The organism is Puniceibacterium sediminis (assembly GCF_900188035.1).
Lineage (GTDB): Bacteria > Pseudomonadota > Alphaproteobacteria > Rhodobacterales > Rhodobacteraceae > Puniceibacterium > Puniceibacterium sediminis.
The window spans coordinates 167,779-192,924 of sequence record NZ_FZNN01000001.1; the positions used below are offsets into that span (position 1 = coordinate 167,779).

Annotated in this window: 26 protein-coding genes; 10 read left to right on the forward strand and 16 right to left on the reverse strand. The window is 61.1% G+C overall.

The window, feature by feature from the left end; translation table 11 throughout:
* Window positions 1-20: 20 nt before the first annotated feature.
* The 8 genes from CHB75_RS00850 to rlmJ form a co-directional block, all read right to left on the reverse strand.
* Complete coding sequence (locus CHB75_RS00850; RefSeq protein WP_089268966.1) at window positions 21-1,355, reverse strand: glutamine synthetase family protein; 1,335 nt, start codon at window positions 1,353-1,355, stop codon at window positions 21-23.
* 137 nt (window positions 1,356-1,492) lie between these two features.
* The gene (locus CHB75_RS00855; protein ID WP_089268623.1) at window positions 1,493-2,299 is read right to left on the reverse strand and encodes an ABC transporter permease; all 807 of its coding nucleotides are present in this window, start codon (window positions 2,297-2,299) and stop codon (window positions 1,493-1,495) included.
* Window positions 2,296-3,180, reverse strand: a complete 885-nt coding sequence (locus CHB75_RS00860; protein ID WP_089268624.1) for an ABC transporter permease — start codon at window positions 3,178-3,180, stop codon at window positions 2,296-2,298. Before CHB75_RS00860 ends, CHB75_RS00855 begins: the two co-directional genes overlap by 4 nt.
* Window positions 3,181-3,261: 81 nt before the next feature.
* Window positions 3,262-3,990: a transporter substrate-binding domain-containing protein gene (locus tag CHB75_RS00865; RefSeq protein WP_089268625.1), complete on the reverse strand. Its 729-nt coding sequence runs from the start codon at window positions 3,988-3,990 to the stop codon at window positions 3,262-3,264.
* A 58-nt stretch (window positions 3,991-4,048) separates the two neighbouring features.
* Window positions 4,049-4,819 carry an ABC transporter ATP-binding protein gene (locus CHB75_RS00870; protein ID WP_089268626.1) on the reverse strand — a complete coding sequence of 257 codons (771 nt, stop codon included), beginning with the start codon at window positions 4,817-4,819 and terminating at the stop codon, window positions 4,049-4,051.
* A gap of 115 nt (window positions 4,820-4,934) precedes the next feature.
* The gene (locus CHB75_RS00875) at window positions 4,935-5,678 is read right to left on the reverse strand and encodes a phosphate/phosphite/phosphonate ABC transporter substrate-binding protein (RefSeq protein ID WP_089268627.1); all 744 of its coding nucleotides are present in this window, start codon (window positions 5,676-5,678) and stop codon (window positions 4,935-4,937) included.
* A complete protein-coding gene (locus tag CHB75_RS00880; RefSeq protein ID WP_089268628.1) occupies window positions 5,675-6,115 on the reverse strand; it encodes a tellurite resistance TerB family protein in 441 nt (146 codons plus the stop codon). Before CHB75_RS00880 ends, CHB75_RS00875 begins: the two co-directional genes overlap by 4 nt.
* Window positions 6,116-6,342: 227 nt before the next feature.
* Window positions 6,343-7,122, reverse strand: coding sequence for a 23S rRNA (adenine(2030)-N(6))-methyltransferase RlmJ (rlmJ, locus tag CHB75_RS00885; RefSeq protein WP_089268629.1), 780 nt, complete (start codon window positions 7,120-7,122; stop codon window positions 6,343-6,345).
* An 809-nt stretch (window positions 7,123-7,931) separates the two neighbouring features.
* On the opposite strand from rlmJ, the gene CHB75_RS21235 reads away from it, so the two are divergent.
* Complete coding sequence (locus tag CHB75_RS21235) at window positions 7,932-8,672, forward strand: hypothetical protein (protein ID WP_141135058.1); 741 nt, start codon at window positions 7,932-7,934, stop codon at window positions 8,670-8,672.
* A 15-nt stretch (window positions 8,673-8,687) separates the two neighbouring features.
* On the opposite strand, the gene CHB75_RS00890 is transcribed toward CHB75_RS21235, so the two are convergent.
* Both CHB75_RS00890 and secG read right to left on the reverse strand, forming a co-directional pair.
* Complete coding sequence (locus CHB75_RS00890; protein ID WP_089268630.1) at window positions 8,688-10,331, reverse strand: CTP synthase; 1,644 nt, start codon at window positions 10,329-10,331, stop codon at window positions 8,688-8,690.
* Between the two features lie 204 nt (window positions 10,332-10,535).
* Entirely contained in the window at window positions 10,536-10,919 is a 384-nt protein-coding gene (secG, locus tag CHB75_RS00895) for a preprotein translocase subunit SecG (protein WP_089268631.1), read from the reverse strand.
* 278 nt (window positions 10,920-11,197) lie between these two features.
* Between secG and nthA the strand changes: the two genes are divergently transcribed.
* From nthA to CHB75_RS00910, 3 genes are read left to right on the forward strand one after another with little or no spacing between them, the layout of a single operon-like run.
* Window positions 11,198-11,830 (forward strand): nitrile hydratase subunit alpha, encoded by a 633-nt coding sequence (gene nthA / locus CHB75_RS00900; RefSeq protein ID WP_089268967.1) that lies wholly within the window; start codon window positions 11,198-11,200, stop codon window positions 11,828-11,830.
* Complete coding sequence (gene nthB / locus CHB75_RS00905; RefSeq protein ID WP_089268632.1) at window positions 11,827-12,519, forward strand: nitrile hydratase subunit beta; 693 nt, start codon at window positions 11,827-11,829, stop codon at window positions 12,517-12,519. Before nthA ends, nthB begins: the two co-directional genes overlap by 4 nt.
* Window positions 12,516-12,830 (forward strand): nitrile hydratase accessory protein, encoded by a 315-nt coding sequence (locus tag CHB75_RS00910; protein WP_089268633.1) that lies wholly within the window; start codon window positions 12,516-12,518, stop codon window positions 12,828-12,830. The genes nthB and CHB75_RS00910 overlap by 4 nt, the downstream gene beginning before the upstream one ends.
* A gap of 59 nt (window positions 12,831-12,889) precedes the next feature.
* Here CHB75_RS00910 and CHB75_RS00915 read toward each other — a convergent pair whose 3' ends face one another.
* Window positions 12,890-13,285 carry a DUF6524 family protein gene (locus CHB75_RS00915; RefSeq protein WP_089268634.1) on the reverse strand — a complete coding sequence of 132 codons (396 nt, stop codon included), beginning with the start codon at window positions 13,283-13,285 and terminating at the stop codon, window positions 12,890-12,892.
* 155 nt (window positions 13,286-13,440) lie between these two features.
* On the opposite strand from CHB75_RS00915, the gene CHB75_RS00920 reads away from it, so the two are divergent.
* Together CHB75_RS00920 and CHB75_RS00925 are read left to right on the forward strand one after the other, a co-directional pair.
* Complete coding sequence (locus tag CHB75_RS00920) at window positions 13,441-14,733, forward strand: adenylosuccinate synthase (RefSeq protein ID WP_089268635.1); 1,293 nt, start codon at window positions 13,441-13,443, stop codon at window positions 14,731-14,733.
* Window positions 14,734-14,756: 23 nt separating this feature from the next.
* Window positions 14,757-14,978, forward strand: coding sequence for a DUF2842 domain-containing protein (locus tag CHB75_RS00925; RefSeq protein ID WP_089268636.1), 222 nt, complete (start codon window positions 14,757-14,759; stop codon window positions 14,976-14,978).
* Between the two features lie 87 nt (window positions 14,979-15,065).
* Here the strand turns inward: CHB75_RS00925 and CHB75_RS00930 are convergent, their stop codons facing one another.
* Window positions 15,066-16,697: a hypothetical protein gene (locus tag CHB75_RS00930; protein ID WP_089268637.1), complete on the reverse strand. Its 1,632-nt coding sequence runs from the start codon at window positions 16,695-16,697 to the stop codon at window positions 15,066-15,068.
* 137 nt (window positions 16,698-16,834) lie between these two features.
* On the opposite strand from CHB75_RS00930, the gene CHB75_RS00935 reads away from it, so the two are divergent.
* On the forward strand, window positions 16,835-17,518 hold the full coding sequence (locus tag CHB75_RS00935; RefSeq protein WP_089268638.1) for a thiamine diphosphokinase: 684 nt from the start codon (window positions 16,835-16,837) through the stop codon (window positions 17,516-17,518).
* Here CHB75_RS00935 and CHB75_RS00940 read toward each other — a convergent pair.
* From CHB75_RS00940 to CHB75_RS00955, 4 genes are all read right to left on the reverse strand, one after another.
* Window positions 17,442-18,383 (reverse strand): DMT family transporter, encoded by a 942-nt coding sequence (locus CHB75_RS00940; protein WP_089268639.1) that lies wholly within the window; start codon window positions 18,381-18,383, stop codon window positions 17,442-17,444. The genes CHB75_RS00935 and CHB75_RS00940 overlap by 77 nt on opposite strands.
* A gap of 216 nt (window positions 18,384-18,599) precedes the next feature.
* Window positions 18,600-19,973 (reverse strand): L-serine ammonia-lyase, encoded by a 1,374-nt coding sequence (locus CHB75_RS00945; protein WP_089268640.1) that lies wholly within the window; start codon window positions 19,971-19,973, stop codon window positions 18,600-18,602.
* Between the two features lie 2 nt (window positions 19,974-19,975).
* The gene (locus tag CHB75_RS00950) at window positions 19,976-20,671 is read right to left on the reverse strand and encodes a glutathione S-transferase family protein (RefSeq protein WP_089268641.1); all 696 of its coding nucleotides are present in this window, start codon (window positions 20,669-20,671) and stop codon (window positions 19,976-19,978) included.
* A 189-nt stretch (window positions 20,672-20,860) separates the two neighbouring features.
* Window positions 20,861-21,265, reverse strand: coding sequence for a hypothetical protein (locus tag CHB75_RS00955; RefSeq protein ID WP_089268642.1), 405 nt, complete (start codon window positions 21,263-21,265; stop codon window positions 20,861-20,863).
* A gap of 225 nt (window positions 21,266-21,490) precedes the next feature.
* Here CHB75_RS00955 and rpiA point away from each other — a divergent pair, with 225 nt between their 5' ends.
* From rpiA to hflK, 3 genes are all read left to right on the forward strand, one after another.
* On the forward strand, window positions 21,491-22,222 hold the full coding sequence (gene rpiA, locus CHB75_RS00960; protein ID WP_089268643.1) for a ribose-5-phosphate isomerase RpiA: 732 nt from the start codon (window positions 21,491-21,493) through the stop codon (window positions 22,220-22,222).
* Window positions 22,223-22,449: 227 nt separating this feature from the next.
* Window positions 22,450-23,919: an FAD-dependent oxidoreductase gene (locus tag CHB75_RS00965; RefSeq protein WP_089268644.1), complete on the forward strand. Its 1,470-nt coding sequence runs from the start codon at window positions 22,450-22,452 to the stop codon at window positions 23,917-23,919.
* A gap of 72 nt (window positions 23,920-23,991) precedes the next feature.
* On the forward strand, window positions 23,992-25,146 hold the full coding sequence (gene hflK, locus CHB75_RS00970) for an FtsH protease activity modulator HflK (protein ID WP_089268645.1): 1,155 nt from the start codon (window positions 23,992-23,994) through the stop codon (window positions 25,144-25,146).

Genomic DNA, 25,146 nt, shown 5'->3' on the forward strand with positions numbered 1-25,146 from the left:
GGCGCCCGTCCGTGCAAGGGTCAGACAGTGTCGAGATAGATTTCGACCTGTTCGTTGGGGCTAAGCTCCGCCATGTAGAAAAGCTCCTGTCGCTTGGTCGACACGAGGTTGCGGATGAGCTCGGCCGAGAAGATGCGCGGCACAATCGTGCTGTTCTCGAATGCGTCGATCGCCTCACCCCAGGTCGTCGGGATGCGGGGCAGCTCGAGCGCATAGGCGTTGCCGGTGATCGGTTCGGGTGGCTCGACCCCGTCTTCGATTCCGTTCAGCGCAGCACCCAGAATGGCGGCGAGCATGAGGTAGGGGTTCACGTCGCCCCCGGCCACACGGTGTTCGATCCGACGCGCAGCAGAACTGCCCGACGGAATGCGGATTGCCGCAGTACGATTTTCATAGGCCCAGCAAATGCCTGAAGGCGCATGCGCCCCCGGCACCATCCGGTCAAATGAGTTCTGGTGCGGCGCGAAAATCAGGGCACAGTCGTGCATCGCGTTCATACATCCCGCGACGGCGTGGCGCATCAGCGCCGTACCTCTTGGGCCGCCATCGTCAAAGATGTTCGCGCCGTTTTTGTCCACGACGGAAAAATGCGTGTGCAGGCCGGAACCGGCGTAGTCCTCGTACGGTTTCGCCATGAACGATGCGGCAAAGCCGTGGCGACGGGCAAGTCCCTTGACCAGCAGCTTGAACAGCCAGGCATCATCGGCGGCGCGCAGGGCATCGTCGCCATGCATCAGGTTGATTTCGAACTGGCCAAGCCCGGCCTCGGAAATCGCGGTGTCGGCGGGAATGTCCATGGCCTCGCAGGCGTCGTAGAGATCGGTAAAGAAGGAGTCAAAACTGTCGAGCGCACGGATCGACATCGTCTCGGCAGCCTTGCGACGCTTGATCGAACGCGGTGAGATCGGCACCTGAAGGTTTCGCCCGGAATCGTCGATCAGGAAGAATTCCAACTCGACCGCGACGACGGGGGTCAGACCCTTTTCCTTGAACCGATCCAGCACGGTCTTCAGAGTCTGGCGCGGGTCACCTTCGTAGGGGCGGCCATCTTCGCGGAACATCCAGATCGGCAGCAGGGCGGTCGGTGCCTCAAGCCAGGGCATCGGGACAAAGCCACGTTCGGTCGGTTTCAGGACACCGTCGGCATCGCCGGTTTCGAAAACCAGCGGGCTGTTGTCGATATCTTCGCCCCAGATGTCGAGGTTGAGGACGGACATCGGAAAGCGGGTGCCATCCTCGACCACCTTGTCGGCAAAGCGCGACGGCACGCGCTTGCCACGGGGCTGACCGTTAAGATCGGCAGCCGCGACGCGGATCGTGCGGACCTCTGGGTGTTTGCGCAGGTAGTTCTTCATGGCGGAGGACATGGGACACCGGTTATAAGAGTAATTTGATCAAATTAGAGATAGCGACTGCCCGGGGGGGCTTGCAAGCTAATAATCTGGCCGATCTTCCAGACTTGGCGGACTGTCTGCCCCAGAATGTTGGGGCATTAGCGGATCAGATTGGGGCGGTAGCGTATCTTTGCACGTCGTTCCTGTGGCAAGTGGCGGTTAAGACGCCGGTTGATCAGGCCGAAAAAAGAAACGACGATCAGCGTCAGAACGATGAAATAGCCAGCAAGGATCGGGTAGGGCACGAAGGGGTTGAAGGTCTTGTCGGCAAAGTAATTGGCATAGTAGAGCGCATCGCCGCGCTGCTGCCAGGCGGGGAAGCCTGAAAAGTAGACCAGCGTTGTGGCGTGGAACAGGAAAATCGCCTCGTTCGTATAGGCGGGCCAGGCGAGGCGCAGCATCGTGGGCCAGATGATCCGCCGGAACCGTGGCCAGCCGGACAGACCATAGGCATCTGCCGCCTCGGCATCGCCCTTGGGGACCGACCGCAGCGCGCCATAAAATATTTCGCCGGAATAGGCAGCGGTGTTGAGAAAAAGCACGATCAGTGCGCCAAGCCAGGCGGCCGAGAAGGCATCAAAGACGGATGAGACCGACTTGAGGGCCTGGAAACCGAAATAGGCAAAGAAGAACTGGATGAAGAGCGGTGAGCCCCGGAAGACAAAGATGAACCATTCGGACAGCTTGCGCGTGACCTTGTGGCTTGACGCCTTGCCAAGCGCCACGGCAGTGGCAAGCAGGAAGCCAGTGCCCAGTGCCACAATACCGAAATAGATGTTCCAGATCATCCCCGACCCGATCAGCACGACCTGCTGGCACAGGGTGAAATCGGAACGCGGCAACAGGCGCTCGCCAATCCCGATGGATCGCAGCCCGTAGTCGGCGATGGTGTCCCAGCAGCTCATGCGTTGGCCTTTCGCTGCGCTTCGCCACCCATGGTGGCCTGCCCGTGTGTCAGCCTGATCATCAGTCTTTCGAGCACGATTTCCGAGACGCGGGTGAAACAGAGGTAGAAGACGAGAAGCGCAAAGAAGTACCACATGCGCCAGTCACCATGGGGATAATCGGTGAAACGCGGCGTCTTGGATCCGCCCAATTCACGCGCCCAATAGACGATATCCTCGACCCCGAGCAGGAACAGCAGCGGCGTCGCCTTGATCAGCACCATCCAGAGGTTCGAAAGACCGGGCAGGGCATAGACCCACATCTGTGGCACGAGGATGCGGCGGAAGGTCTGGCGCGGGGTCATGCCATAGGCCTCGGCGGTTTCCAACTGGGTGTGGGGGACGGCACGCATGGCACCGTAAAGGACGTTGGCGGCGAAGGCGCCAAAGACGATCGAAAAGGTCAGCACGGCGAGGAAGAAGCCATAGGTTTCGTGCACCCACTGCGCGGCATTTCCAAGCGGCAGCTTGGCGGCCTGACAGACCACGAAATCGTTGCCCTGCCGGATCGGCTGATCCCAGTCGGGGCATTTGATCTTGTGTCGGAGATATTCGAACGCCTGATCCAGCGCGATGACGAAGAACAGGAAAAATGCGATGTCGGGAACGCCACGCACGAGCGCGATATAGGCCTGCCCGAACCAGCGCAGCGGCAGAAAACGCGAACGGGCGGCCGCCGCGCCGCCAAAGCCGAAGGCCAGCGCAGTCGGCGCGGTGATTGCCAGCAGCAGCAGAACTGTCCCGAAGGACCAGTAGAGCGCCATGTGTTTGCCGGTCGTCAGGTAGCATCCGAGCCATGCGGCATCGGACAGGGTGCTGGGATCTGTGCAGAAATTGAAAATGTCAGCGCCCCTGACTGGAGTCGGAATGTGCGTAGCTGGAAATAGAAGAGGGGGAGGCCTTGGTGCCTCCCCCAGTTAGGTTCAGAAAGTGGCCGAGCCCGGCAGCCACTTTTCGATGAGGGCGTTGAGCGAGCCGTCTGCCTTCATTGAATCGATTGCGCCAGAAAACTTTGCCTTCAGTTCGGTATCGCTTTCGCGGATGCCCAGACCGATGCCGCCGCCGATTAGGACGTCGTCACCGACAATGGCAAGATCGCCCGACTCTTCGGCGATGGGCAGGAGGTAGGCCTTGTCGGCCAGCACTGCGTCCGCCTCGCCGTTGCGCACGGCCGCGACGGTTTCGTCCGGTGTCGCGAATTCAACCAGCGTGGCGCCGGAGGAGGCGATGTAGCTGGCCTGGATCGTACCGGCCTGTGCAGCAAAGACGCCACCGGCATAATCCGGCGCGGCGCCTTCCAGCGCGAGGTAGGCCGAGGGGTCGGGCTGGGTGTAATTCGACGTGAAGTCGATGACTTCGTCCCGTTCGTCGGTGATCGACATGCCGGCGATGATGGCGTCGTAGTTGCCCGAGACGAGGTTCGGGATGATGCTGTCCCAGTCGTTTGTGACCCATTCGCAGGTCAGTTCGGCACGGGCGCAAAGTTCATCGCCCAGCTCGCGTTCGAAGCCGTCGACCTCGCCTGCGTCATTGATGAAGTTGTACGGAGGGTAGGCGCCTTCGGTGCCCAGACGGACGACCGAATGAGATGCGGCAAAGGCCAAAGAGGTCGAAAGCACCAGTGCGGCGGTGCCGATTAGGATTTTTTTCATTTCAGTCTCCCTTATTGCGACTTTTTTGTTGGGACCGGGGCGCGGGGCGAACGCGGTCTCATGTGGTGGATTGCAGAAAGCCTTGCAGGCGCTCAGATTTCGGATTGCCGAAAAGCGTCTCTGGCGGGCCTTCCTCTTCGATCAGGCCCTGATGGAGGAACACGACGTGCTTGCTCACATCCCGGGCCAGTTTCATGTCATGGGTCACGATCAGCATCGTGCGCCCTTCGGCCGCCAGATCCTTGATAACCTTGACCACTTCCTGCTCAAGCTCCGGGTCCAGAGCAGACGTCGGTTCGTCGAAAAGGATCGCCTCGGGCTCCATGCAGAGTGCACGCGCGATGGCGGCGCGCTGCTGCTGGCCACCAGACAGCTGCGCCGGGTAGTTGTCGCATTTGTCACCGATGCCGACCTTGTCGAGATATCGCCGTGCGGCCTTTTCCACTTCGTCCGGATCGCGTGCCAGAACGGTAACCGGTGCTTCCATCACATTTTCCAGGATGGTGAGGTGGGACCACAGGTTGAATTGCTGGAACACCATGGACAGGTTGGTGCGGATTCGCAGGACCTGCTTTGCATCCCCCGGACGGCGCGACATGGCGCGACCCTTCCAGATGACGGGTTCACCCTTGAACAGAATGTCGCCCTGCTGACTGTCCTCAAGCAGGTTGGCGCAGCGCAGAAGAGTTGATTTTCCAGAGCCGGACGAGCCTATGAGTGCGACGACATCGCCGCGGCGTGCGGTTATGTCGACACCTTTGAGAACCTCAAGCGCGCCATACTGCTTGTGGAGATTACGGATGGCGATCACGGGGGTGCTGTCTGTCACGAAGGCCTTGCCAGATTGTTGATCCGAGTTGCTGTGCAGAATGACGGAAAAATTATGTGCAATGCAACGTCGAAAGCGGCAGCATTGGCCGATATGCCCAAGTATTGACCAAAGGTCAGCTGGTTTCGAAGGCGCGAACCGGATTTTTGACGGCCACATAGACCTCGTGCGGGATATCGACAATGGCGCGAAGGTTCAGGATGGCTCGGGTCTCGGGGGGGAGATCCTCGAGGGCCGATCTCAGCGCGACAAACAGCGGTTGCGGGTCGGTGCCCCGCGCCGTGATGAAAGGCGTGGCCGGTGTGGGCATCGTGCGGTCACATTCCCGCAGCTCCCGCGCCACTTCTTCATAGCGTTGTATCAACCGCCAGGTATGGGCGTCGATCACTGCCAGATCTGCCTCGTTTCGGGCGACCATGTGCGCGGATTCGATATGCCCGCCACTTTCACGCATGGTTCCCAGATTGGCGCCCAGCCATTGCGCGTGGGAGACCATTGCGGCATGGCCTGACTGGCTATGGTGCTGATTGATGACAAGGCGCTGACCCAAAAGATTCCGCACAGGGTGGCGGTTGTCGGCCCGGGTCACAAGAACCGAGTTATAGAACCCGGGGGCGCAGCCGGGCAGACCGTAATCGGGACTACCGACCAGAGTGACCTTGCCTTGAAGCCGCGTGCGATAGGGCAGGCCGCAAGTCTGCGACAATAGTAGTTCGGGATTTTCCCACCCATCCCAAAGGCCGATTTCGCGGTCAAGTCGGTCCGGACCATATCCCAGCCGCGCCCGGAAAGCTGCCCACAAGGCGTCGTTGGCCGAAGCAGTCTCGGCCCGGTCGTACATCGGAAAGAAGGCAATCATTCGCGGGTTTCGACACGCTGACGCGCCATTGCGCTGTCAACGTCGCTGACACCCAGCAGGTTGGAGACAAGACGCAGCAGAGAATCCTCTTCGGCCTCTCTTACGCCATCGGCTAGAACCACCTCCCAAAGGGCTTCGATCACGGAAATGCGGTGATCATATACGACGGCATCCTTGATCGCGCGGGTAAATCGTACAGTGTCCGGCGCTTCGGTCTCCAACTCTTCGGCCTGCTTGCGCAGATCGGTGGCCCCTGCAGGCGACAGTCCGTAACGCGAGGCGGCAATGCGATCGATACGCTGGCTTTCTTGCGCATCATAAGACCCGTCGGAACGGGCCACCCGCACCAAGAGGGCGGTCAGTGCGAGGCGCGCATCGGCATCTTGCATCGGGGTCGGGTTGGGCCGGGTCAGCCGCTGGAGGAATTCTGCAAACATGCCATCACATATAGTCTATTTGTGTCTTAACGAAATGTCATAAGACAAAGAATTCTGTATCTGTACGAGTGAATCTGCGCTTACGCCTAGATTACGTTCAGTCATCGCCTGCTGCAGGTAATCGTTTTGCCTGGAAAACAGGGGGCTGGTGAATTGGGCTTCGCGACAGTTTTTGGAAGGGCGACCCTTTTTTTCGTGCTGGCGTATGACGGGTTTTAGTGTGGCGGTCAGCGCAGGCCTTTGAAACGATCTGACAGGAATTTCATTTCTTTTTCAATACCGTAGGGGGGATTGATCACGAATATGCCGGACCCCGTCATGCGGTGGCCGTCGCGGATGGGGGGGAAGGTTACTTCGTGGCGGAGGGCAGTGGGGTGATCGTGCTGCAACTGGGCGAGCATTTCCAGATGTGCGCCGGATTTCAGGATGGGATACCAAAGGGTTAGGATGCCCACGTTCCATTTCCGGTGCAGCGTTTGCAGGAACCTCGGGATGGTGTCGTAGTCGGTTTTGACCTCATAACTCGGGTCGATGAGGAGCAGGCCGCGGCGCGGTTCTGGGGGGCAGAGGCTTTGCGCGAGTTCGAAGCCATCCTGTTGATATGTATGGCCTTTATAGTCCCACAGGGCGTCGCGCAGGACGGTGAATTCGCCCGGGTGGAGTTCGGCGAAATGCAGGGTGTCGTCGGGGCGCAGGATGGTCGCGGCGATGAGGGGGGAGCCGGGATAGGCGGTTTTGCCGTGCTTTTTCTGTATGGATTCCAGTGACTTGGCGTAGGGGTGGCCCTTTGGGAACCAGCCTGCGGTGCGGGTGATGCCCATGGCCGCCTCGCCCGTCTTGACCGCCTCGGGGGCGGAGAGGTCATAGAGGCCCCGGCCCGCGTGGGTTTCGATATAGGTCAGCGGTTTATCTTTTTGAATCAGGTAGTTGAGCATCCAGGCAAGCAGTGCGTGCTTGTGAACGTCAGCCAGATTCCCGGCGTGGTAGTGGTGTTGATAAGACAGCATGGGTTTGGCTTAGCCGGGGGGCGGTGGCGGCGCAAGAGGGCGTCTGGGCGGCGTATGGAACGCGTATGGAAACCGTATGGCTTGCGTATGGCTCGGGCGCACGCTGGAGTTGTGCGGTTCTGGGTTGGGGCGGAATGGTCCCTCCCGAAGTGGGGGCGGGGTGATGCCCGCCCTATGGGGAATTTCGGGCGGGTTGAGGCTGTGATCCTTTTTGGGGCGGGCGGTGTGCCTGCCCGGGACCAAGCGCGCAGCGCGCCGGGCCAGCGGTTGCCCGTGTCGTGACAGAGGCACGCCTTTGGCGGGACGGGCTGGCGCTATGGTGGTGTTGGTGCTGAGCTTTGATCGACGAAGGCGTGGTGGGATAAAGTGCGCAGCTGAGGTGTTGCGGGTGCCATCCCATGGGGAGGGGTTTGGAATGGTCGGGATTGGCGGCGCAGTGTTCGAGCAGTCAGCCGAGCGGTGTGCCTGCCCGGAATCAAGGTGCGCAGCACCGCCGGGCCAGCGCCTGCCCGTTCCGGCGGGCTGGCGCTTTGGTGGCGTTGGTGCTGAGCTTTGATCGGTGAATGACGTGGTGGGATAAAGAGCCCCGCTCAGGTGTTGCGAGCGCCATCCCACGGGCAGGCGCTGGCCCTGTGTTGGGAGTCAGGGTAGCCGGTTAAAGCCAAAAATTAGGGGCCAAACTTTTTTTTGGCATAATGACATCCTTGTGAAACCGTTGGAAGTGGCATTTTATGTTGAATTATATTTTTTTATTATTAGCATTTTGCTTGCCATCTCTCCGGTGGGAAATTCTGTAAAAGGAGGTATTTATGGATATATTTCAAAGCTTTGGGTTGACTTGTTCTTTTTCTATATGTGTTTTTCTGGCGCCGATATCCACTGAAGCGCAAGAATTTGATTTCCAGGCGCTAAGTAAATTAGCCACAGAAGGCGCAGGTCCTCCCGGAGCTGGGCCTGGATCAAAAACTGTTTTTGTGGATTATACACTCTCGGATCGCGTCTCAGTCCTCACCGGTTGCACTTCTGGCAAAAGCGACGGCTTAGGAGAAAAAATCCAATCGTCTCTGGAAACTGCGATCGCCGGTTACCCTGCATCCGGACTTATATCTTGGTTTCTCAAGGCTGGTGTGCTCCGGGTTGCTAAAAGCGGTGTATTCACAATCACGAAAGATAAGGCTGTATGTTGGGCCTTAGTGCATGAACCTAACGTGCTTCGTAAGTCTAGTGGCAGCTATGGGAATGGAAGCATTTTTACCACGAGTTGGCAGGGCGGTAAGATTGTCGACGCCAGAACGGATAGTCGTTTCTGCAAAACGATTAACAAGAATTTTCTTTGTTATGAAGTAACACAAAGTCCTCAAGGCTTTACAGATGAAGTCGATGCGGTAAGTGGTTGCTTCCAAATGGAGGTATCCGGACAGCTACGCTCGATGTCATTTGGGCGTGGGAACTCACTTCCTGATCATGTCGCTTCAACATTCTCACCATCTGAATCGATATCCAGTGAGGGGTGTGTGACACGCGGTTTAGGGCAAGACATAAAGGGCTAAGACCGCGCGTGGGATTTATACCAACCGCGACACATCCTTTGCCGCCCGCACAAAGTCCTTGAACAGGGGATGCGGGTCAAATGGTTTTGATTTCAACTCGGGGTGAAACTGGACGCCGATGAACCAGGGGTGGTCTTTCCATTCGACAATCTCGGGCAGTTTGCCGTCGGGGGACATGCCGGAGAAGGACAGGCCGACCTTTTCGAGTTGTTCGCGGTACTGGGTGTCGACCTCGTAGCGGTGACGGTGGCGTTCGTCGATTGTGGTGGTGCCGTAGATTTCGGCAACCTTCGAGCCCGGGGTCAGCACGGCGTCATAGGCGCCGAGGCGCATGGTGCCGCCCTTGTCGTCACCGACCGAGCGGTTGACGCGCTGATTGCCCTGAACCCATTCCTTGAGGTGGTAGACAACGGGTTCAAAGCGTTTCTTGCCGGATTCGTGGTCGAATTCTTCCGAGCCTGCCGTCTTGACGCCGGCGACGTTGCGGGCGGCCTCGATCACGGCCATCTGCATGCCGAGGCAGATGCCAAGGTAGGGGATCTGGTGGACGCGGGCGTATTGGGCCGCCTTGATCTTGCCTTCGGTGCCGCGCTCGCCAAAGCCGCCGGGCACGAGGATGGCGTGGAGGCCGGTGAGGTAGGGGGCGGGGTCTTCGCGGTCAAAGGTTTCGGCATCGACCCACTGAATGTTGACCTTGACCCGGTTGGCCATGCCGCCGTGGGTCAGCGCCTCGGCGATCGACTTATAGGCATCCTCAAGCTGGGTGTATTTGCCGACGATGGCAATGTTCACTTCGCCTTCGGGGTTGTAGATGCGGTCTGCGACGTCTTCCCAGCGGTCAAGGATCGGACGCGGGGCCGGGGTGATCTGGAAGGCGTCGAGCACGGCCTGGTCCATGCCTTCGCGGTGATAGGCAAGGGGGGCCTCGTAGATCGATTTGAGGTCCTGTGCGGCGATCACGGCATCGGGGCGGACGTTGCAGAAGAGGGCGAGCTTTTCACGTTCCTTGGCGGGGATCGGACCCTCGGAGCGGCAGACAAGGATATCGGGCGCGATGCCGATGGAGCGGAGTTCCTTGACCGAGTGCTGGGTCGGCTTGGTCTTGAGTTCACCGGACGCCTTGATGAAGGGCAGCAGGGTGAGGTGCATGAAGATGCACTGGCCGCGCGGCTTGTCCTGGGAGAACTGGCGGATCGCCTCGAAGAAGGGCAGGCCTTCGATATCGCCGACGGTGCCGCCGATTTCGCAAAGCATGAAGTCGACCTCATCTTCGCCGATCGAGATGAAATCCTTGATCTCATTGGTGACGTGGGGGATGACCTGGATCGTCTTGCCCAGATAGTCGCCGCGGCGTTCCTTTTCCAGCACGTTGGAATAGATGCGGCCGGAGGAGATCGAGTCGGTCTTGCGCGCCGAGACGCCGGTGAAGCGTTCGTAGTGGCCAAGGTCGAGGTCGGTTTCGGCCCCGTCGTCGGTCACGAAGACCTCGCCATGTTCAAAGGGGCTCATCGTGCCGGGGTCGACGTTCAGGTAGGGGTCGAGTTTGCGCAGGCGCACCGAAAAGCCGCGTGCCTGAAGCAAAGCGCCAAGAGCCGCCGAAGCGAGCCCCTTGCCAAGGGAAGAAACGACACCGCCGGTGATGAAAATAAAACGTGCCATGTGGCGCGAACCCCGTGATTAGATTGGTGATTTTGGTCGAGAATTGGTCACCCACGGCCCCGTTCGGGACCGTAGCATCACGGGATTAAAGCCATAGAGGATTCGCACCGAAATGTCCAGCCAACCGCAAGATGCTGTTGCGGTTGGAGTGCGAAACTCAAATTGTTGTGGTGGTGTGGTGGCTTGGCTGCCACCGTTGGCCGATTACTCGGTTGCGCGTGGGACCAGCGGCGATGTTGCGTCGCCTTCCGAAGCGGTTGGAGGCGGCAGCAGGCCGTCGGTATTCAGGTCGGGCATGGTGATGTCTGCTGCGGGCTCGGGGGCCGATCCGGTCAGCCGGTCCATGATAGAGCTGCCCGAACTGTTGGCCGCCGCGATCACGGTGAGTGTGATCGAGGTGCAGATGAAGGCCGCTGCAAGGAACCAGGTTATCTTGCCCAGAGCCGTGGCCGCTGCGCGGCCGCTCATGGCGCCGCCGCCGCCACCGCCGCCCATACCAAGGCCACCGCCTTCGGAACGCTGCATGAGCACCACCCCGATGAGGGCAAGCGCCAGGAGCAGGTGGATGATGAGGATGACGTTTTCCATAGCGGCTGCCTTTGGTCGGGATCGTCGGGTACTTAGAAGTTCGCAGGCGGCGGCGCAACCCCGCTTGTGCCCCGTCGGTGGGGCATTGTTCCGGTTCCTCTGTCGCTGCGCGGGTCCGGTCCTGTCCGGGACAGAAATATCCCAAGGGCCGACAGTGTCGCGCCATTGGTCCGAGAGGCGATCGCGGCGGAAAATATCGAGCGGCAAAGCGCCCGAGCGTGCAGCCGCTGCGGCAACTGGGACTTGCCCAAACGCCGCTATCATCGCATCATCCCGAGATGCCCCATGATCATCACGACGACGACCATCCCCATAGCCTGCTGCCACCCGATCCGGCGCTGCGGGTCAGGGCGCTTGAAACCCTTTTGCTGCGCAAGGGGCTGATCGATCCCGCGGCGCTGGATGCCATCATCGACACCTATGAGACAAAGATCGGCCCGCAGAACGGTGCCCGCGTGGTGGCGCGCGCCTGGGCCGACGATGGTTTTCGTGCGCGTCTGCTGAGTGATGCGACCGAAGTGATATCAGAGATGGGATATTACGGGCGGCAGGGCGAACATATCGTTGCGGTCGAAAATACCGATGAAACCCACAACATCGTCGTCTGTACCTTGTGTTCCTGCTATCCGTGGCCGCTGCTGGGGATTCCGCCAAGCTGGTACAAGTCCGATGCATACCGCGCCCGTGTGGTGCGCGAACCGCGTCGCGTGCTGGCGGATTTCGGTCTGGAACTGCCTGCGGGGCAGGCGGTGCGGGTCTGGGATTCCACTGCGGAAATCCGCTACCTCGTGATTCCGCAGAAACCGCCGGGCACCGAAGGCATGGATGAGGACGCGTTGATGACGCTGGTCACACGCGATTCGATGATCGGGACCGGGCTGGCAAGGGTGCCAGCCCGAGCGCCAGAATGAGCCGGGTTCATGACATGGGCGGGCGGTTCGGTGACGGGGCCGTTGTGCCCGAGGCCGAGGATGCGCCGCTGCACGCGCCGGAGTGGCACAAGCGGGCGCTTGCGATGACCGTCGCCAGCGGCGCGCTTGGGGCCTGGCCGATAGATGCGGCGCGCCGGGCGCGCGAGAGTGTAGCACCAAAGGATTACGCGCGATTTTCCTATTACGAAAAGTGGATCGCCGGGTTGGCAGATCTGCTGGTCGAAAGGGGGCTGGTCAGCGCGCAGGAATTGCGCGACTCCGGGTCGCTTGCCGGGGATACGCCGGTGCCCGGGCCGCTGGACTTTCGCGCGCTTCGCGCAAGCAAGGTCGCCGAGGCGCTGGAGCGCGGTGGACCCTCTGCGCGGGAAAACGGCGTGTCGGCGCGGTTTGCGCCGGGGGATTCGGTGCGCACGCTGCGGCCCGCCGCCAACCGGATTGTCGAGGGCGGACATACGCGGCTACCGGGTTATGCCGCCGGGGCCACGGGCCGTGTTTTGATGTGCCATGGCGCGCATGTTTTGCCCGACACCAATGCGCATGGGCTGGGTGAGTGCCCCGAGCCGCTATATGCGGTGGTGTTCGCCGCTTCAGAACTGTGGGTCGATGCGGAAAACCCCAGGGACGAGGTCATTCTGGACCTTTGGCAAAGCTATCTGGTGCCCGCATGAAAGAGCCGGTGTTTCTGGAGCCATGGCACGCGCAGATCTTTGCGCTGACCGTGCATCTGTCCGAAACCGGGGTGTTTTCCTGGCCGGACTGGGCGCAGGGCTTTGGCGCGGTTCTGGCGGAACAGGGGTTGGATAAGGAATTGGACGGCGGAGAGGATTATTTCCTGGCCTGGGTCGAGGCGCTTGAGCGTTTGTTGACGGCGCGGGGGCTGGCCGGGGCTGCGGATCTGGCGCGGCTCAAATCGGACTGGGAGGCGGCGTATCTGGCGACCCCACACGGACAGCCTGTGCGTCTGGCGCAGAGGTCCTAGGGCGGAAAGTTGGGTATTTTGGAAGAGAAGACGCTGGCCGTGGTTTGCGGGCCGCGCGGTTATTCGTCGACGTCGTCCATATCGACCTGACCTGACAGCTTGCGGCGGATAATGCTCCAGCTGAGGCCGATGCCAAGCACCAGTGACAGCGCGAGCAGCCCGATCCAGAGGGTGAAATCGGGGTTGGACAGGTCCAGCAGGCCATAATCATACAGCACCCAGAGCAGGGAGGTGACCAGCGCAAGGATCAGGATCATCCCGAAGGCGCCGATGCTGCGCAGGGTGGCGCGCAGGTAGATCAGGTAGCCGATCAGCAGGATCAGCCCCAGCAGCACGGTCAGCGGCAGTTGGGTCTGATAGTTCTGCGCGGCCCAGCGGACGTAACTGAACGGCGTCGGGTTGTAGGTGATTACCAGAAGGGCGAAGGCGCAGAGCCAGCGTATGAAGAAGCCCATGCCTTGTCTCTCCGACCTTTGCCACGTCAATCCGGACCCCTTGATGGCGTGATGCCAGAAGACTGTCCAGCATGTTCGCAATTTCGTGGTTTCGCTGCGGTTCATGCATCGCTATACCGACGCGGGTTTGGAACCGCAGCAGAAGGTCGTAAGACATGGCAAACGTGGTCGTCGTAGGTGCCCAGTGGGGCGATGAAGGCAAAGGCAAGATTGTAGACTGGCTGAGCGAGCGCGCCGATGTGATCGCGCGCTTTCAGGGTGGTCACAACGCCGGTCATACACTGGTCATTGACGGGGTGGTGTTCAAGCTGTCCCTTCTGCCAAGCGGGATCGTGCGCGGCGGCAAGCTGTCGGTGATCGGCAACGGCGTGGTGCTGGACCCCTGGCACCTGAAGAAAGAGATCGAGCAGTTGCGCGGTCAGGGTGTGACGATCACGCCCGAGACGCTGATGATTGCCGAGAATACGCCGCTGATCCTGCCGATTCACGGCGAGTTGGACCGGGCGCGCGAGGCGGCGACCAATGTCGCCAAGATCGGCACCACCGGGCGCGGCATCGGCCCGGCCTATGAGGACAAGGTCGGCCGGCGGTCGGTCCGGGTGGCGGATCTGGCGGATGATGCGACGCTGGTGGCGCGGGTTGACCGGGCGCTGGTGCACCACGATGCGCTGCGCCGTGGTCTGGGGCTTGAGCCCGTTGACCGCGACCGTCTGCTGGCGGATCTGCGCGAGATCGCACCGCTGGTGCTGGAATATGCCGCACCCGTCTGGAAGGTGCTGAACGAAAAGCGCCGCGCCGGAAAGCGTATCCTGTTTGAGGGCGCACAGGGCGCGCTGCTGGACATCGATTTCGGCACCTATCCCTTTGTCACCTCGTCCAACGTGATTGCGGGTCAGGCGGCGACGGGTACGGGCATTGGCCCGGGCGCGATCGATTTTGTGCTGGGCATCGTCAAGGCCTATACCACACGCGTGGGTGAGGGCCCGTTCCCGGCGGAACTGCACGATGCCGACGGTCAGCGGCTGGGCGAGCGTGGCCATGAGTTTGGCACGGTCACCGGGCGCAAGCGGCGCTGTGGGTGGTTCGATGCGGTGCTGGTGCGCCAGACCTGTGCGACCAGCGGCGTGAACGGTATCGCCTTTACCAAGCTTGACGTGCTGGACGGATTCGAGACGCTGAAGATCTGTGTGGGGTACGAGTTGGACGGTCAGCAGCTGGACTATCTGCCGACGGCGGCGGATGCGCAGGCGCGCTGCACGCCGGTTTATGAGGAAATGCCCGGCTGGTCGCAGTCGACCGAAGGCGCGCGCAGCTGGGCCGATCTGCCGGCCGAGGCGATCAAGTATGTCCGCCGTGTGGAAGAGCTGATCGGCTGTCCGGTGGCGCTGCTGTCCACCTCACCCGAGCGCGAAGACACGATCCTTGTGACCGACCCCTTCGCCGACTGAACTGAACCCGGAGCAAGCGCATCATGGCCCTGACCTACAAGACCCGCCGCCGGCTGTCTGCGCTGATCCTTCTGGTCGGGCTGCCGGTCTACATCGTTCTGGCGCTTTCCATCGTGACATGGATGGGGCGCCCGCCGATTTTCGTTGAGCTGCTGGTCTATCTGGTGCTGGGCGTGCTTTGGGCGTTGCCGTTCAAATACGTCTTTCGGGGTGTCGGTCAGGCCGATCCCGACGAGGACCAGTAACGCCACCTGCATTCAGGAAAAATGCCAGACATGAAAACGGCGGGCCCTTGCAGCCCGCCGTTTTTACGACAACCGCCAAATGTGGGATCAGCCCGCCGCGCGCGTGCCCGGTTTGAACCTGATCCGCTCTGAGGCAGTGAAACGGCCATCACCGGCCTTTAGAATTTTTCCTTCGCGCACCAGCCTACCGAAGGTTTGCAGGCGATCTTCGCGGCTGGACGGCGTCGTTTCGACGGCGCTTACCTTGATCATCAGTTGCGGGCGCGAAAACTCTTCGTGACCTTCCACAAACGAAAGGTAGGACGCCGCCGCTTCGAGCTGTTCCGAGAGCGCGTGCGCGCCCATGTTTTCAGCGAATTTTCCAAAGCCGTGTTTTGCGGTTTCAGGGTCCCGCGGGGAGGGGGTGTCCCCATCATCGCTGGCGCGGCGATCGACGCGCTGCGCCGCGACCAGCGTTAGCGGTGCCGGGGACGCATAATTCGGGTTGGCCTTTGCAGCGGGCGCAGAAGCGGAAGACAGGCCCTTCGGCAGAACGGTGTTTGCGAGGTCGGCGCGATAGGGGTCGGCCGCGTTCTCGACATCGGTCTTGCGCCTGAGGATCCGGTCGGCGCGGGTTGCGCTAACGGCGGCGCGCAGATGGGCGATGGCGCTGCGGCGTCGGTCCGCTTCGGGTTCGCGCAGCTGGGTGTTGGTTTCCTGCAGGATACGATCGACAGATGTATCGCCCTCTGCGATCAGGTTTTCGGTGCGCAGGAACCGGGCCTGACGGGGCGTCTTTTCAGCCTTGTGATGTCCGTCCAGTGCAACGCGTTCGACCGCGTCATCCACGGCATCATCAAGCGCAGAACTCACGGCATCGCGTTCTTCATCGGAATTTCCGGCCACAGTGGGGGGGACAGCGGGCTGAGCGGGCGGGACATCCCATGTGTCATTTTCGGTGCCGACAAAGTCGTCCTGAAGCATTGCCCTGATTTCGGCAAGTTCGCGGGCAAGCTCTGCCTGCTGCTCGGGGGTCAGGCCGCTGTTCCGCCTGTCGTTTTTCGCGCCGTTTGATATCTTGGGCGCGGTTGCGGTGGCCTTGTGTCCAGTTGTCGGGTCGAATTTATCGGTGTTCGGCCGGGGGCCGGCAGGGATGTCTTTGCCGGCCAGCTCTTCCTTGCCTTCGGTTTCGGTCTGCATGATGGCGAATTTGGAAAGGTCGAGTCTGGATGAAGCGGCTCGCACAATTGTGGTGGCACCCGGAGTGACATGGGGTGCCGTGCCGCTGCGCGGATCAGTTGTCTGGCTCATTGCGGCGGGCGCGGCGTTGGTAACGCCAGAGCCAATACGCTTGGACAGCGCATTCTGGAAGCCGGTCGCGCGTGAACCGCCGCGCGTTGCCATGACGACGTCACGGATTCGTCGCAGCTTGGCATCTATGCTGTCAGGGCTGCGGGCGGCAGGCGGGGCGGTTTGGTGGCTCGGGGCGGGCGCGCGCAGAACGTAAACGCTGTTTTCAATCCGCGCCTCGACAGAGACCCCGCTTTCGCGCCCAACGATTTCAGCCAGCTTTTGCGCGGCTGCATCCCGCGGGGGCGCGCAGAAATCGGGGTCGTCCCGAGCGATGTCGTGGAGGTATTCAGTGATGGCCTTTATGGCGACGAACGGATCGTCGAACCCTTCAAAGGTGCAGGCGAAGGACCCGTAGGAAACCTTTAGGATCTTAGTTAAACCGGCCATGCTTTACTCACTTTTACTCTACTTCGCCTACAATTATTAGCATGTACCGAAGGCCAAAGCCGACCAAATTTGTGTCGTAGAGGGTATCATTCAATGTCGAGATTGTGGTCAGTTTCCAGAAGAGGCATTAACTGCCTATGAAAAAACCCATAATTCAGACTTCTGCAACTGTTTTTCTGATCGGTGGCGCCGTTGCGCGGCAAGAGACGGTCATTCGACTGGCGGGCATGGTTAACCTGATTGTCGCGGCGGACGGTGGGGCGGATGTGTTGCGGGCCGTGGGAATCGCGCCCGATTCGGTGATCGGAGATATGGATTCCGCCAGCGCGGAAACGATTGCTGCCCTGCCGCCGGGGGTCCTGTACAGGCTGGACGAGCAGGACAGTACCGATTTTGACAAGTGCCTGAGGCATGTGACGGCTCCGCTTGTGCTGGGCTACGGGTTTCTGGGATCGCGGGTTGATCATCAGCTGGCGGCGATGACCGTGCTTACCCGGTATCCTGAAAAGCGCTGCATTCTGGTCGGTGAGGACGATGTGTTGCTCCTGTGTCCGCCGGATCTTCGCTTGGATCTGCCGCTTGGCAGTCGGATTTCGCTTTATCCTCTGGGGCCGGTCCGTGGTGATTCGGAGGGGCTGCAGTGGCCGATTTCGGGCATCGCATTTCAGCCTGACGGTCGCGTGGGCACATCTAACGTCGTTTCGGGCCCGGTGCGGCTGCGGTTCGATTCCGCGAAGATGCTGGTTATTCTGCCGGTGACGGCGTTGGATCATTTGATGGAGGCGCTGAGCGCGACGCCTGCATCATGGCCCGCTCTCTGATGACGATATAGAGGCCGGCGGCCATGGTGATGCAGATGCCGATGGTTGCCAGCGGGTTGGGCAGATCGCCAAAGACCGCAAAGCCGATGATCGTGGCGATGGGGATCTCCAGATACTGCATCGGGGCAAGGGTGGCAGAGGGCGCATAGCGCAGCGACCATGTCATCAGCAGGTGGCCAAGTGTGCCGAGCAGACCGATGCCCAGCAGAAGGCCCCAGGTGCTGCTGGTCGGATTGGTCCAGGCCAGGGCCGGCATGGCATCGGCAGGCACCAGAAGCAGGGCCGGGCCGATGATGATGACGGCGATGACGCCGCTGACCGCCTGCAGGCCGATGGGGTCGGTTTCCTTGGCGATCTGGCGGGTGACCAGCATGAAGACGGAAAAGTTCACCGCAACGCCCAGTGGCAGCAGCGCGGGCCAGCCAACAACGGCAAACGACGGCTGAACCACCAGAAGCGTGCCGATAAAGCCGACGGCACAGGCCAGAAGGCGGCGAATGCCGACCTCTTCGCCCAGCACGAAATGCCCCAGAATCAGCATCATGAAGGGCATGATGAAGGCGATGGCGACGGCATCGGCCAGCGGCAGATACATCAGCGCGGTGAACATCATCCCGATGCCCAGAATATGCAGAAGCGTGCGCAGGACAGTCAGCCGCAGGATTCGGCCGTGCATGCGCCAGATCCGACCGCTCATCATGATGAGCGGGATCAGCACGACCGCCTGTATGCCGAAGCGTAAAAACAGCAATTGCCCCAGTGGCACCTTGCCGCCCAAAAGCTTTGCAACCGCGTCGCCCATGGGGGCAACGACACAGAAACCGAACATCAACAAGATGCCCAACAGAGGGTTGTCTTTATTCATGAGGTGACGCTATCCAGAGTCAGGTGGCGTGACAAGCCTCTACTTACAGCAGAGTGCGCCAAATTTTTTGCTGCTTTTCCGGTAGTCATCTATGCCCCCCCCCACGATCAAAGCACTTTGGTTCGGGTAAGTTCCTGACGCAACTGGGATTTCGTGACAAGAGTCCTGAGGGTTACCTTCCCGACCGCAATTCGGCCAACTCAAGTTGATCTTGCGTCAACAGTTGGGGACATTGACCGCCAATCCGCCCAACGAGGTTTCCTTGTAGCGTTCGGACATGTCCGCGCCGGTCTGGCGCATGGTTTCGATGCAGGCGTCAAGCGGGACGAGGTGCACGCCGTCGCCCCGCAGAGCGAGCGAGGCGGCCGAGATCGCCTTGATCGCGCCAAGGCCGTTGCGTTCGATGCAAGGCACCTGCACCAGACCTTTGACCGGGTCACAGGTCATGCCAAGGTGATGTTCCAGAGCGATTTCAGCAGCGTTTTCAATCTGTTCGGGGGTGCCGCCCATGACGGCGCAGAAACCGGCGGCGGCCATGGCGGCGGCCGAACCTACCTCGGCCTGGCAGCCGGCCTCGGCTCCGCTGATGGAGGCATTGTATTTCACCAGCCCGCCGATGGCGGCGGCGGTCAGCAGAAAATCGGGCACGCGGGATTTGCTGGCCGAGGGTACGTGGTCAAGCCAGTAGCGAATCGTTGCGGGCACCACACCGGCCGCACCGTTGGTGGGGGCGGTGACGACCTGCCCACCGGCGGCGTTCTCTTCGTTCACCGCCATGGCATAGGCTGACATCCAGTCGTTGATGGTGTGCGGCGCGCTCTGGTTCAGGCCGCGTTCGGCCAGCAGGGCGTCGTGAATCGCCCGGGCGCGGCGTTTCACCTTGAGCCCGCCGGGCAGGATGCCGTCGTTGGTCAGGCCGCGGTCTATGCAGTCATTCATCACCTGCCATATCCGCGCGAGCCCGGCGTCGACGCTTTCGACGGTGCCGCGTGACAGTTCGTTCGCGCGCTTCATCTGCGCGATGGACAGGCCGGATGCCTTTGCCATCGACATCATCTCGTTCGCGGATTTGAAGGGGTAGGGGACCGGCGCGCCGGTGTCGGTATCCTTGCCCTGAGCCAGCTCTGCCTCGGTCAGAACAAAACCGCCGCCGACGGAGTAATAGGTTTCCTGAAGGATCACGTCGCCCTGTGCGTCGGTCCCCATGAGGATCATGCCATTGGCATGGCCGGGCAGGTTGGGGCCAAAGTCGAACTTGAGGTCATGCACAGGGTCGAAATGCAGTTCCGGCAGGCCTTGGGGATGCAGCCTGTGGGTGTCGCGAATCTGGTCCAGCGCGATCTGCGCGGCGGCGGCGTCATAGGTTTCGGGACGGAACCCGGCCAGTCCCAGCACCGTGGCGCGGTCGGTCGCGTGGCCGACGCCGGTAAAGGCCAGACTGCCGTGCAGCGTGGCGCGCACGCCGGCGCAGTGAAAGGGCGCGGCGCGCAGGGCATCCAGAAAGCGCGCGGCGGCCACCATGGGCCCCATGGTATGCGAGGAGGACGGGCCAACGCCCACCTTGAACATGTCAAAAACGGAGAGGAACATGGTTAAGTTGCGCTTCCTATCGGAGGGATCGGTGGCTGAGGGGCGGTGAAGGGGTGCGGGCCAAGGCCTTCGTCGCGTGATGCGGTCAATACACTGTTGCGCGCCTCGATCCGGGCGGCAAGGGCGGCGAGCGCGGGGTAGGTGCGAAGGTTGAACCAGCCGGTCTTGTTTGCGGGATACAGAGCGCACCAGCGCAGCATCGGCGCGATGTAGAGATCCAGCGCCGAAGGCTGCGCGGCATTAAGCCAGCCCGTGCCCTTGGCCGCCTGACCGTCGAGCAGAGTCAGATGGCGGTGCAGGCTGGCCGTAAGGGTGGGGTGCATCTGAGGCGGCGCTACACCTGCATAGGTGTCGGGGTAGAACAGCATCCGCTGTTCGGCGTGCAGGGTGTTCGACAGAAAGAACAGCCAGGACAGCGCCGCGCCGCGGGACGGGGAATCGGGCGCGGGCATCAGGGCGCCGTGCCGGTCGGCCAGCCAGAGCAGGATGGCGCCGGTTTCGAACATCGCCCCATGCGGGGTTTCCAGGGCAGGGATGCGGCCGACGGGATTCAGCTGGTGGTAGGCGGCGCTATTCTGAGCTCGGTTGGCGCGGTCGACGAGAACGGTTTCAAACGGCACGTCCAGTTCGAGCAGCGCCAGCCGGATGATCAGCGAGGCGTTGTCGGGGGCGAAATGCAGGCGATATTGCGGTGTCATGCTGTCCGTCTATGCGACGGCGGTCATGCCCGGGGTGTCAGAAGCGACACAGACCCAGCAGAAAGCGTATCTGTGCCAAAAACGGTACCCCATGCCGCCAGAGGCGACATGGGGAGGACCACCGAAGCTCCGCAGCCTTAGCGGTGGTCGCAGCCTGCCGGGTTGGCGTCGGCAGGCATCTCGGTAGGCCTAGCGACCGGCGGGGCCGAAATTGGCCGAAACGATGTTGCTGTCGCCCCGGCTGCCGGTCGGTGCGAAGGGGGTCAGCCTGACGCGGCCATAGATTTCGTCCTTGTTGCCGATGACCCAGCCGAAGATGATCGTGTCGGGATCTTCGTCCAGCACGCTGTTGGACACGACGCGGGTGATCTCGCGGTCGATGCATCCGTTCTGGGCACGGATACAGCCGTTGCGCAGGGTGATCAGGTGATCGTCCCAGACGGGGTCATCCCCGCGCAGTGTCACGTTCTCGACAAAGGTCGATCCTGCCATCGCTTCGCAGTGCGAAAAACAGATGCGATAGGACAGGTGGACCCGGCTGCTATTCTTGCCTGCGTCTTCAATACGCAGGTTCACGCGGCTTACAGTTGCCATGATAATATCCTTTGAAAATGGATGGTTGAGATGAATTTTTGATAAAGTTAAGATGCGGCCTGAAATAATATTGGCTGCATGTTCAACCTACAGGATGCGCTGATTCGCAGTAAGTATGGTATACCCCCATATCGCCAGATCTTGCCCGTGGGGGGGCGGGCAATTCGCGCTCGCATGGGGGGGGCATCTTTTCTATAAGCAATGCGAAACAGAGGAGCTCCGCCCATGTCCGCAGATATGTCGCCCATCGACAAAGCCAAGTATGCCGCCGCCAGACGCGCCGCCGAATTTGTCGAGGACGGCATGCGTGTCGGTCTGGGCACCGGGTCCACCGCCGCCTGGCTGGTGCGGCGACTGGGGGAAAGGGTGCGTGACGACGGGCTGAAGATTCACGGTGTGCCAACCTCGACCCGCACGGCGGATCTGGCGCGCGAGGTCGGTATCGAAGTGATCACGCTGGAAGAGGCGCGCTGGCTGGATCTGACGATCGACGGGGCGGACGAATTCGATGCGGAGCTGAACCTGATCAAGGGCGGTGGCGGCGCGCTGTTGCAGGAAAAGATCGTGGCATCGGCAAGCGACCGGATGATCGTGATCGCCGATGCGGCCAAGGCCGTCGAAACCCTTGGCATGTTTCCGTTGCCGGTCGAGGTGATTCGCTTTGGCTGGACCACCACGCAGAAACTGATCGGGAATATGCTGGGTGGAATGGACGTGGCGGGCCGCGAGATGAGCCTGCGGATGGAGGGCGAGCAGCCCTACATCACGGATGAGGGCAATCACATCCTTGATCTGCATCTTGGCCGGATCGGAAATGCGCCCCAGCTTGCCATGGCGCTGAACCAGATCGCGGGTGTGGTCGAGAACGGACTGTTCATCGATATCTGTGATCTGGTGGTCATCGGTCACATCGACGGGCGGGTCGAACTTTGCGACATCAACGCCGGGAAGGTGTAGCAAGACCCGTTGCCGCGCAAACGGGTCGGCACGCTTGGTGCTGTCCCGCAGGGAGGTCAGGATCGGTGTGAAGGGGCCAGCTCTTCACACTCTTCGTTAAATGCTGTTGTCGGAGGCTTTGGGGGCGGCTGGGGCGCGAGTGGCCCTGTGGCTTTTGCGTTTGCAGCACTGGCCAAGCAGGGGGTCCTGTGGGATACCTTCATTCCGAGACCGGAAGGGGATAGGCCATGAGCGAGTTTGACTATGATCTCTTTGTCATCGGTGGCGGTTCGGGCGGCGTGCGCGCGGCGCGGATTGCGGCCGGCGAGACCGGGGCCAAGGTCGGGCTGGCCGAAGAGAGCCGCTATGGCGGCACCTGTGTCATCCGCGGCTGCGTGCCGAAAAAGCTGATGGTCTTTGCCAGCGAATACGCCGGAATTGCCCAGGACGCCGGGCTGTATGGCTGGGATATCACCACCGGTGCCTTTGACTGGAACGTCTTTTCGGGGCGGATGAACGGTGAGCTTGACCGGCTTGAGGGCGTCTATCGCAAGCTGTTGAGCGGTTCGGGCGTGGAAACATTCGATTGCCGTGCGACAATGAAGGACCCGCACACGGTTCTGCTGTCCAACGGCGAAGAGAAGACAGCCCGCCATATTCTTGTGGCTGTCGGCGGGCGTCCGGTGCGCCCGGACATGCCGAACGCCGAACTTGGGATCGTGTCTGACGACATCTTTCAGATGGAGACCCTGCCGCGTTCGATCCTGATCGTGGGTGGCGGGTATATCGCCTGTGAATTTGCCTGTATCCTGCATGGGCTGGGTGTCGCGGTGACGCAGTATTACCGCGGGGCGCAGATCCTGCGGGGCTTCGACGAAGAGGCCCGCGGGCTGATTGCCGAGGAAATGAAACAGCGCGGCATCGACATCCACACCGGCACCAACATCGTCGAGATGTGCTGTGATGCCGATGGTGAGACCGCCGAAGGCATGGGCGTTTCGATCCAGGAGACGGGCGAATCAGTTGGCGACAGCGGCATGGCCCATCAGGGCACGCATGGTGGCGGCACGCAGAAGGGGCCGATCCGGGTCACAGCAACCAATGGCGATACCCGCGTCTTTGACCGGGTGCTGTTTGCCACCGGGCGCAAGCCGAACACGGACGGGCTGGGTCTGGAAGAGCTGGGCGTCAAGCTGGGCCGGAACGGGCAGATCGTGGTGGACGAATACAGCCAGACCGCGGTGCCGTCGATCTATGCGATCGGTGATGTGACCGACCGGGTGAACCTGACCCCGGTAGCGATCCGCGAGGGCATGGCCTTTGTCGAGACTGTGTTCAAGGGCAACCCGACACCGGTCGATCATGCGCTGATCCCCAGCGCCGTCTTTACCCAGCCCGAGCTGGGCAGCGTCGGGATGACCGAAGAGGATGCGCGCGAACAGGAAGAGATCGAGGTCTACTGCACCTCGTTCCGCCCGATGCAGACCGCCTTTATCGGCAAGCCGGACCGGGTGTTGATGAAACTTATCGTGTCCAAGGCCAGCCGCACGGTGCTGGGGTGCCATATCGTCGCCCCGAATGCCGGCGAAATGATCCAGCTGGCGGGAATTGCGATCAAGATGGGCGCGACGAAAGAAGATTTCGACCGCACCGTCGCAGTGCATCCGACCATGTCGGAAGAGATCGTGACAATGCGCAATCCAGTGCGCAGTGCTTGAATTTCGTGCAGGATTGCACAGTTTATAGCGTAAGCGCCAAATATGAATTTGACGGAGAGGGAAAGAAACCAAATGGCAGGCAACAACGGCGGCCCCTGGGGCGGCGGCGGAAGCGGACAGGGCGGCGGCAATCGCGGTAACAACGGCGGTGGCAGACGGCCCGAGGAAGGCTCTTCGCAGATCCCCGAGATCGACGAGCTTGTGAAAAAGGGTCAGGAGCGTCTTCGGGTGCTCATGGGCGGCCGTGGCAATGGCGGATCGACCGGCGGTTCCGGTGGAACTGGCGGCGGTGGTCCGATGCTGACCCGTGGCACGATGATCATCGGCGCGCTGGTTGTGGCCGGTTTCTGGGCGTTCAACAGTTTTTATACCGTGAAACCCGAAGAACAATCGGTCGAGCTGTTTCTGGGCAAGTATTCGTCGACCGGCAATCCCGGTCTGAACTTTGCCCCCTGGCCGTTTGTCACCTACGAAGTGATCAACGTCACATCCGAGCGGACCGAGAATATCGGCAACCGGCGCGGTGACAATGGTGACGGGCTGATGCTGACCACCGATGCCAATATCGTGGATATCGAATTTCAGGTGGTCTGGAACATCAACGATCCGGCAAAGCTGCTGTTCAACATCCGCGATCCGCAACTGACCGTGGGCGCTGTGTCTGAATCCGTCATGCGCGAGATCATCGCCGCCAGCAACCTGGCGCCGATCCTCAACCGGGACCGGGGTCTGATCGCTGATACGGCGATGGCAGATGTGCAGGCGACGCTGGACGAATACCAGAGCGGTATCAACATCGTGCGTGTGAACCTTGAAACCGCCGATCCGCCCCGCGAAGTCATCGACAGTTTCCGCGAGGTGCAGGCCGCCGAGCAGGAACGTGATCGTCTTCAGCGTCAGGCTGATGCCTATGCCAACCGCGTCCTTGCCGAGGCACGTGGTGAAGCCGCGCAGATCCAGGAAGAGGCCGAGGGCTATCGCGCCCGTGTGGTCAACGAAGCCCTAGGTGATGCGAGCCGCTTTACCTCGGTGCTTGAGGAATATTCCAAGGCCGAGGATGTGACGCGCAAGCGCCTGTACCTTGAGACCATGGAAAAGGTTCTGGGCAACGTCGACAAGATGATCCTGGACAAGTCGGTAACCGGCAGCGACGGGCAGGGGGGCGGCGTCGTGCCGTATCTGCCGCTGAACGAGCTGGGCCGGAAATCGACGCAGGAGGGGAACTGA

Bases quoted from the DNA above. Each gene is read 5' to 3' on its own strand.
- CHB75_RS00850 (WP_089268966.1), bottom strand. From the start codon at position 1,355: ATGAAGAACTACCTGCGCAAACACCCAGAGGTCCGCACGATCCGCGTC.
- CHB75_RS00855 (WP_089268623.1), bottom strand. From the start codon at position 2,299: ATGAGCTGCTGGGACACCATCGCCGACTACGGGCTGCGATCCATCGGG.
- CHB75_RS00865 (WP_089268625.1), bottom strand. From the start codon at position 3,990: ATGAAAAAAATCCTAATCGGCACCGCCGCACTGGTGCTTTCGACCTCT.
- CHB75_RS00875 (WP_089268627.1), bottom strand. From the start codon at position 5,678: ATGATTGCCTTCTTTCCGATGTACGACCGGGCCGAGACTGCTTCGGCC.
- CHB75_RS00880 (WP_089268628.1), bottom strand. From the start codon at position 6,115: ATGTTTGCAGAATTCCTCCAGCGGCTGACCCGGCCCAACCCGACCCCG.
- rlmJ (WP_089268629.1), bottom strand. From the start codon at position 7,122: ATGCTGTCTTATCAACACCACTACCACGCCGGGAATCTGGCTGACGTT.
- CHB75_RS21235 (WP_141135058.1), top strand. From the start codon at position 7,932: ATGGATATATTTCAAAGCTTTGGGTTGACTTGTTCTTTTTCTATATGT.
- CHB75_RS00890 (WP_089268630.1), bottom strand. From the start codon at position 10,331: ATGGCACGTTTTATTTTCATCACCGGCGGTGTCGTTTCTTCCCTTGGC.
- secG (WP_089268631.1), bottom strand. From the start codon at position 10,919: ATGGAAAACGTCATCCTCATCATCCACCTGCTCCTGGCGCTTGCCCTC.
- nthA (WP_089268967.1), top strand. From the start codon at position 11,198: ATGCCCCATGATCATCACGACGACGACCATCCCCATAGCCTGCTGCCA.
- nthB (WP_089268632.1), top strand. From the start codon at position 11,827: ATGAGCCGGGTTCATGACATGGGCGGGCGGTTCGGTGACGGGGCCGTT.
- CHB75_RS00910 (WP_089268633.1), top strand. From the start codon at position 12,516: ATGAAAGAGCCGGTGTTTCTGGAGCCATGGCACGCGCAGATCTTTGCG.
- CHB75_RS00915 (WP_089268634.1), bottom strand. From the start codon at position 13,285: ATGGGCTTCTTCATACGCTGGCTCTGCGCCTTCGCCCTTCTGGTAATC.
- CHB75_RS00920 (WP_089268635.1), top strand. From the start codon at position 13,441: ATGGCAAACGTGGTCGTCGTAGGTGCCCAGTGGGGCGATGAAGGCAAA.
- CHB75_RS00925 (WP_089268636.1), top strand. From the start codon at position 14,757: ATGGCCCTGACCTACAAGACCCGCCGCCGGCTGTCTGCGCTGATCCTT.
- CHB75_RS00930 (WP_089268637.1), bottom strand. From the start codon at position 16,697: ATGGCCGGTTTAACTAAGATCCTAAAGGTTTCCTACGGGTCCTTCGCC.
- CHB75_RS00935 (WP_089268638.1), top strand. From the start codon at position 16,835: ATGAAAAAACCCATAATTCAGACTTCTGCAACTGTTTTTCTGATCGGT.
- CHB75_RS00940 (WP_089268639.1), bottom strand. From the start codon at position 18,383: ATGAATAAAGACAACCCTCTGTTGGGCATCTTGTTGATGTTCGGTTTC.
- CHB75_RS00945 (WP_089268640.1), bottom strand. From the start codon at position 19,973: ATGTTCCTCTCCGTTTTTGACATGTTCAAGGTGGGCGTTGGCCCGTCC.
- CHB75_RS00950 (WP_089268641.1), bottom strand. From the start codon at position 20,671: ATGACACCGCAATATCGCCTGCATTTCGCCCCCGACAACGCCTCGCTG.
- CHB75_RS00955 (WP_089268642.1), bottom strand. From the start codon at position 21,265: ATGGCAACTGTAAGCCGCGTGAACCTGCGTATTGAAGACGCAGGCAAG.
- rpiA (WP_089268643.1), top strand. From the start codon at position 21,491: ATGTCCGCAGATATGTCGCCCATCGACAAAGCCAAGTATGCCGCCGCC.
- CHB75_RS00965 (WP_089268644.1), top strand. From the start codon at position 22,450: ATGAGCGAGTTTGACTATGATCTCTTTGTCATCGGTGGCGGTTCGGGC.
- hflK (WP_089268645.1), top strand. From the start codon at position 23,992: ATGGCAGGCAACAACGGCGGCCCCTGGGGCGGCGGCGGAAGCGGACAG.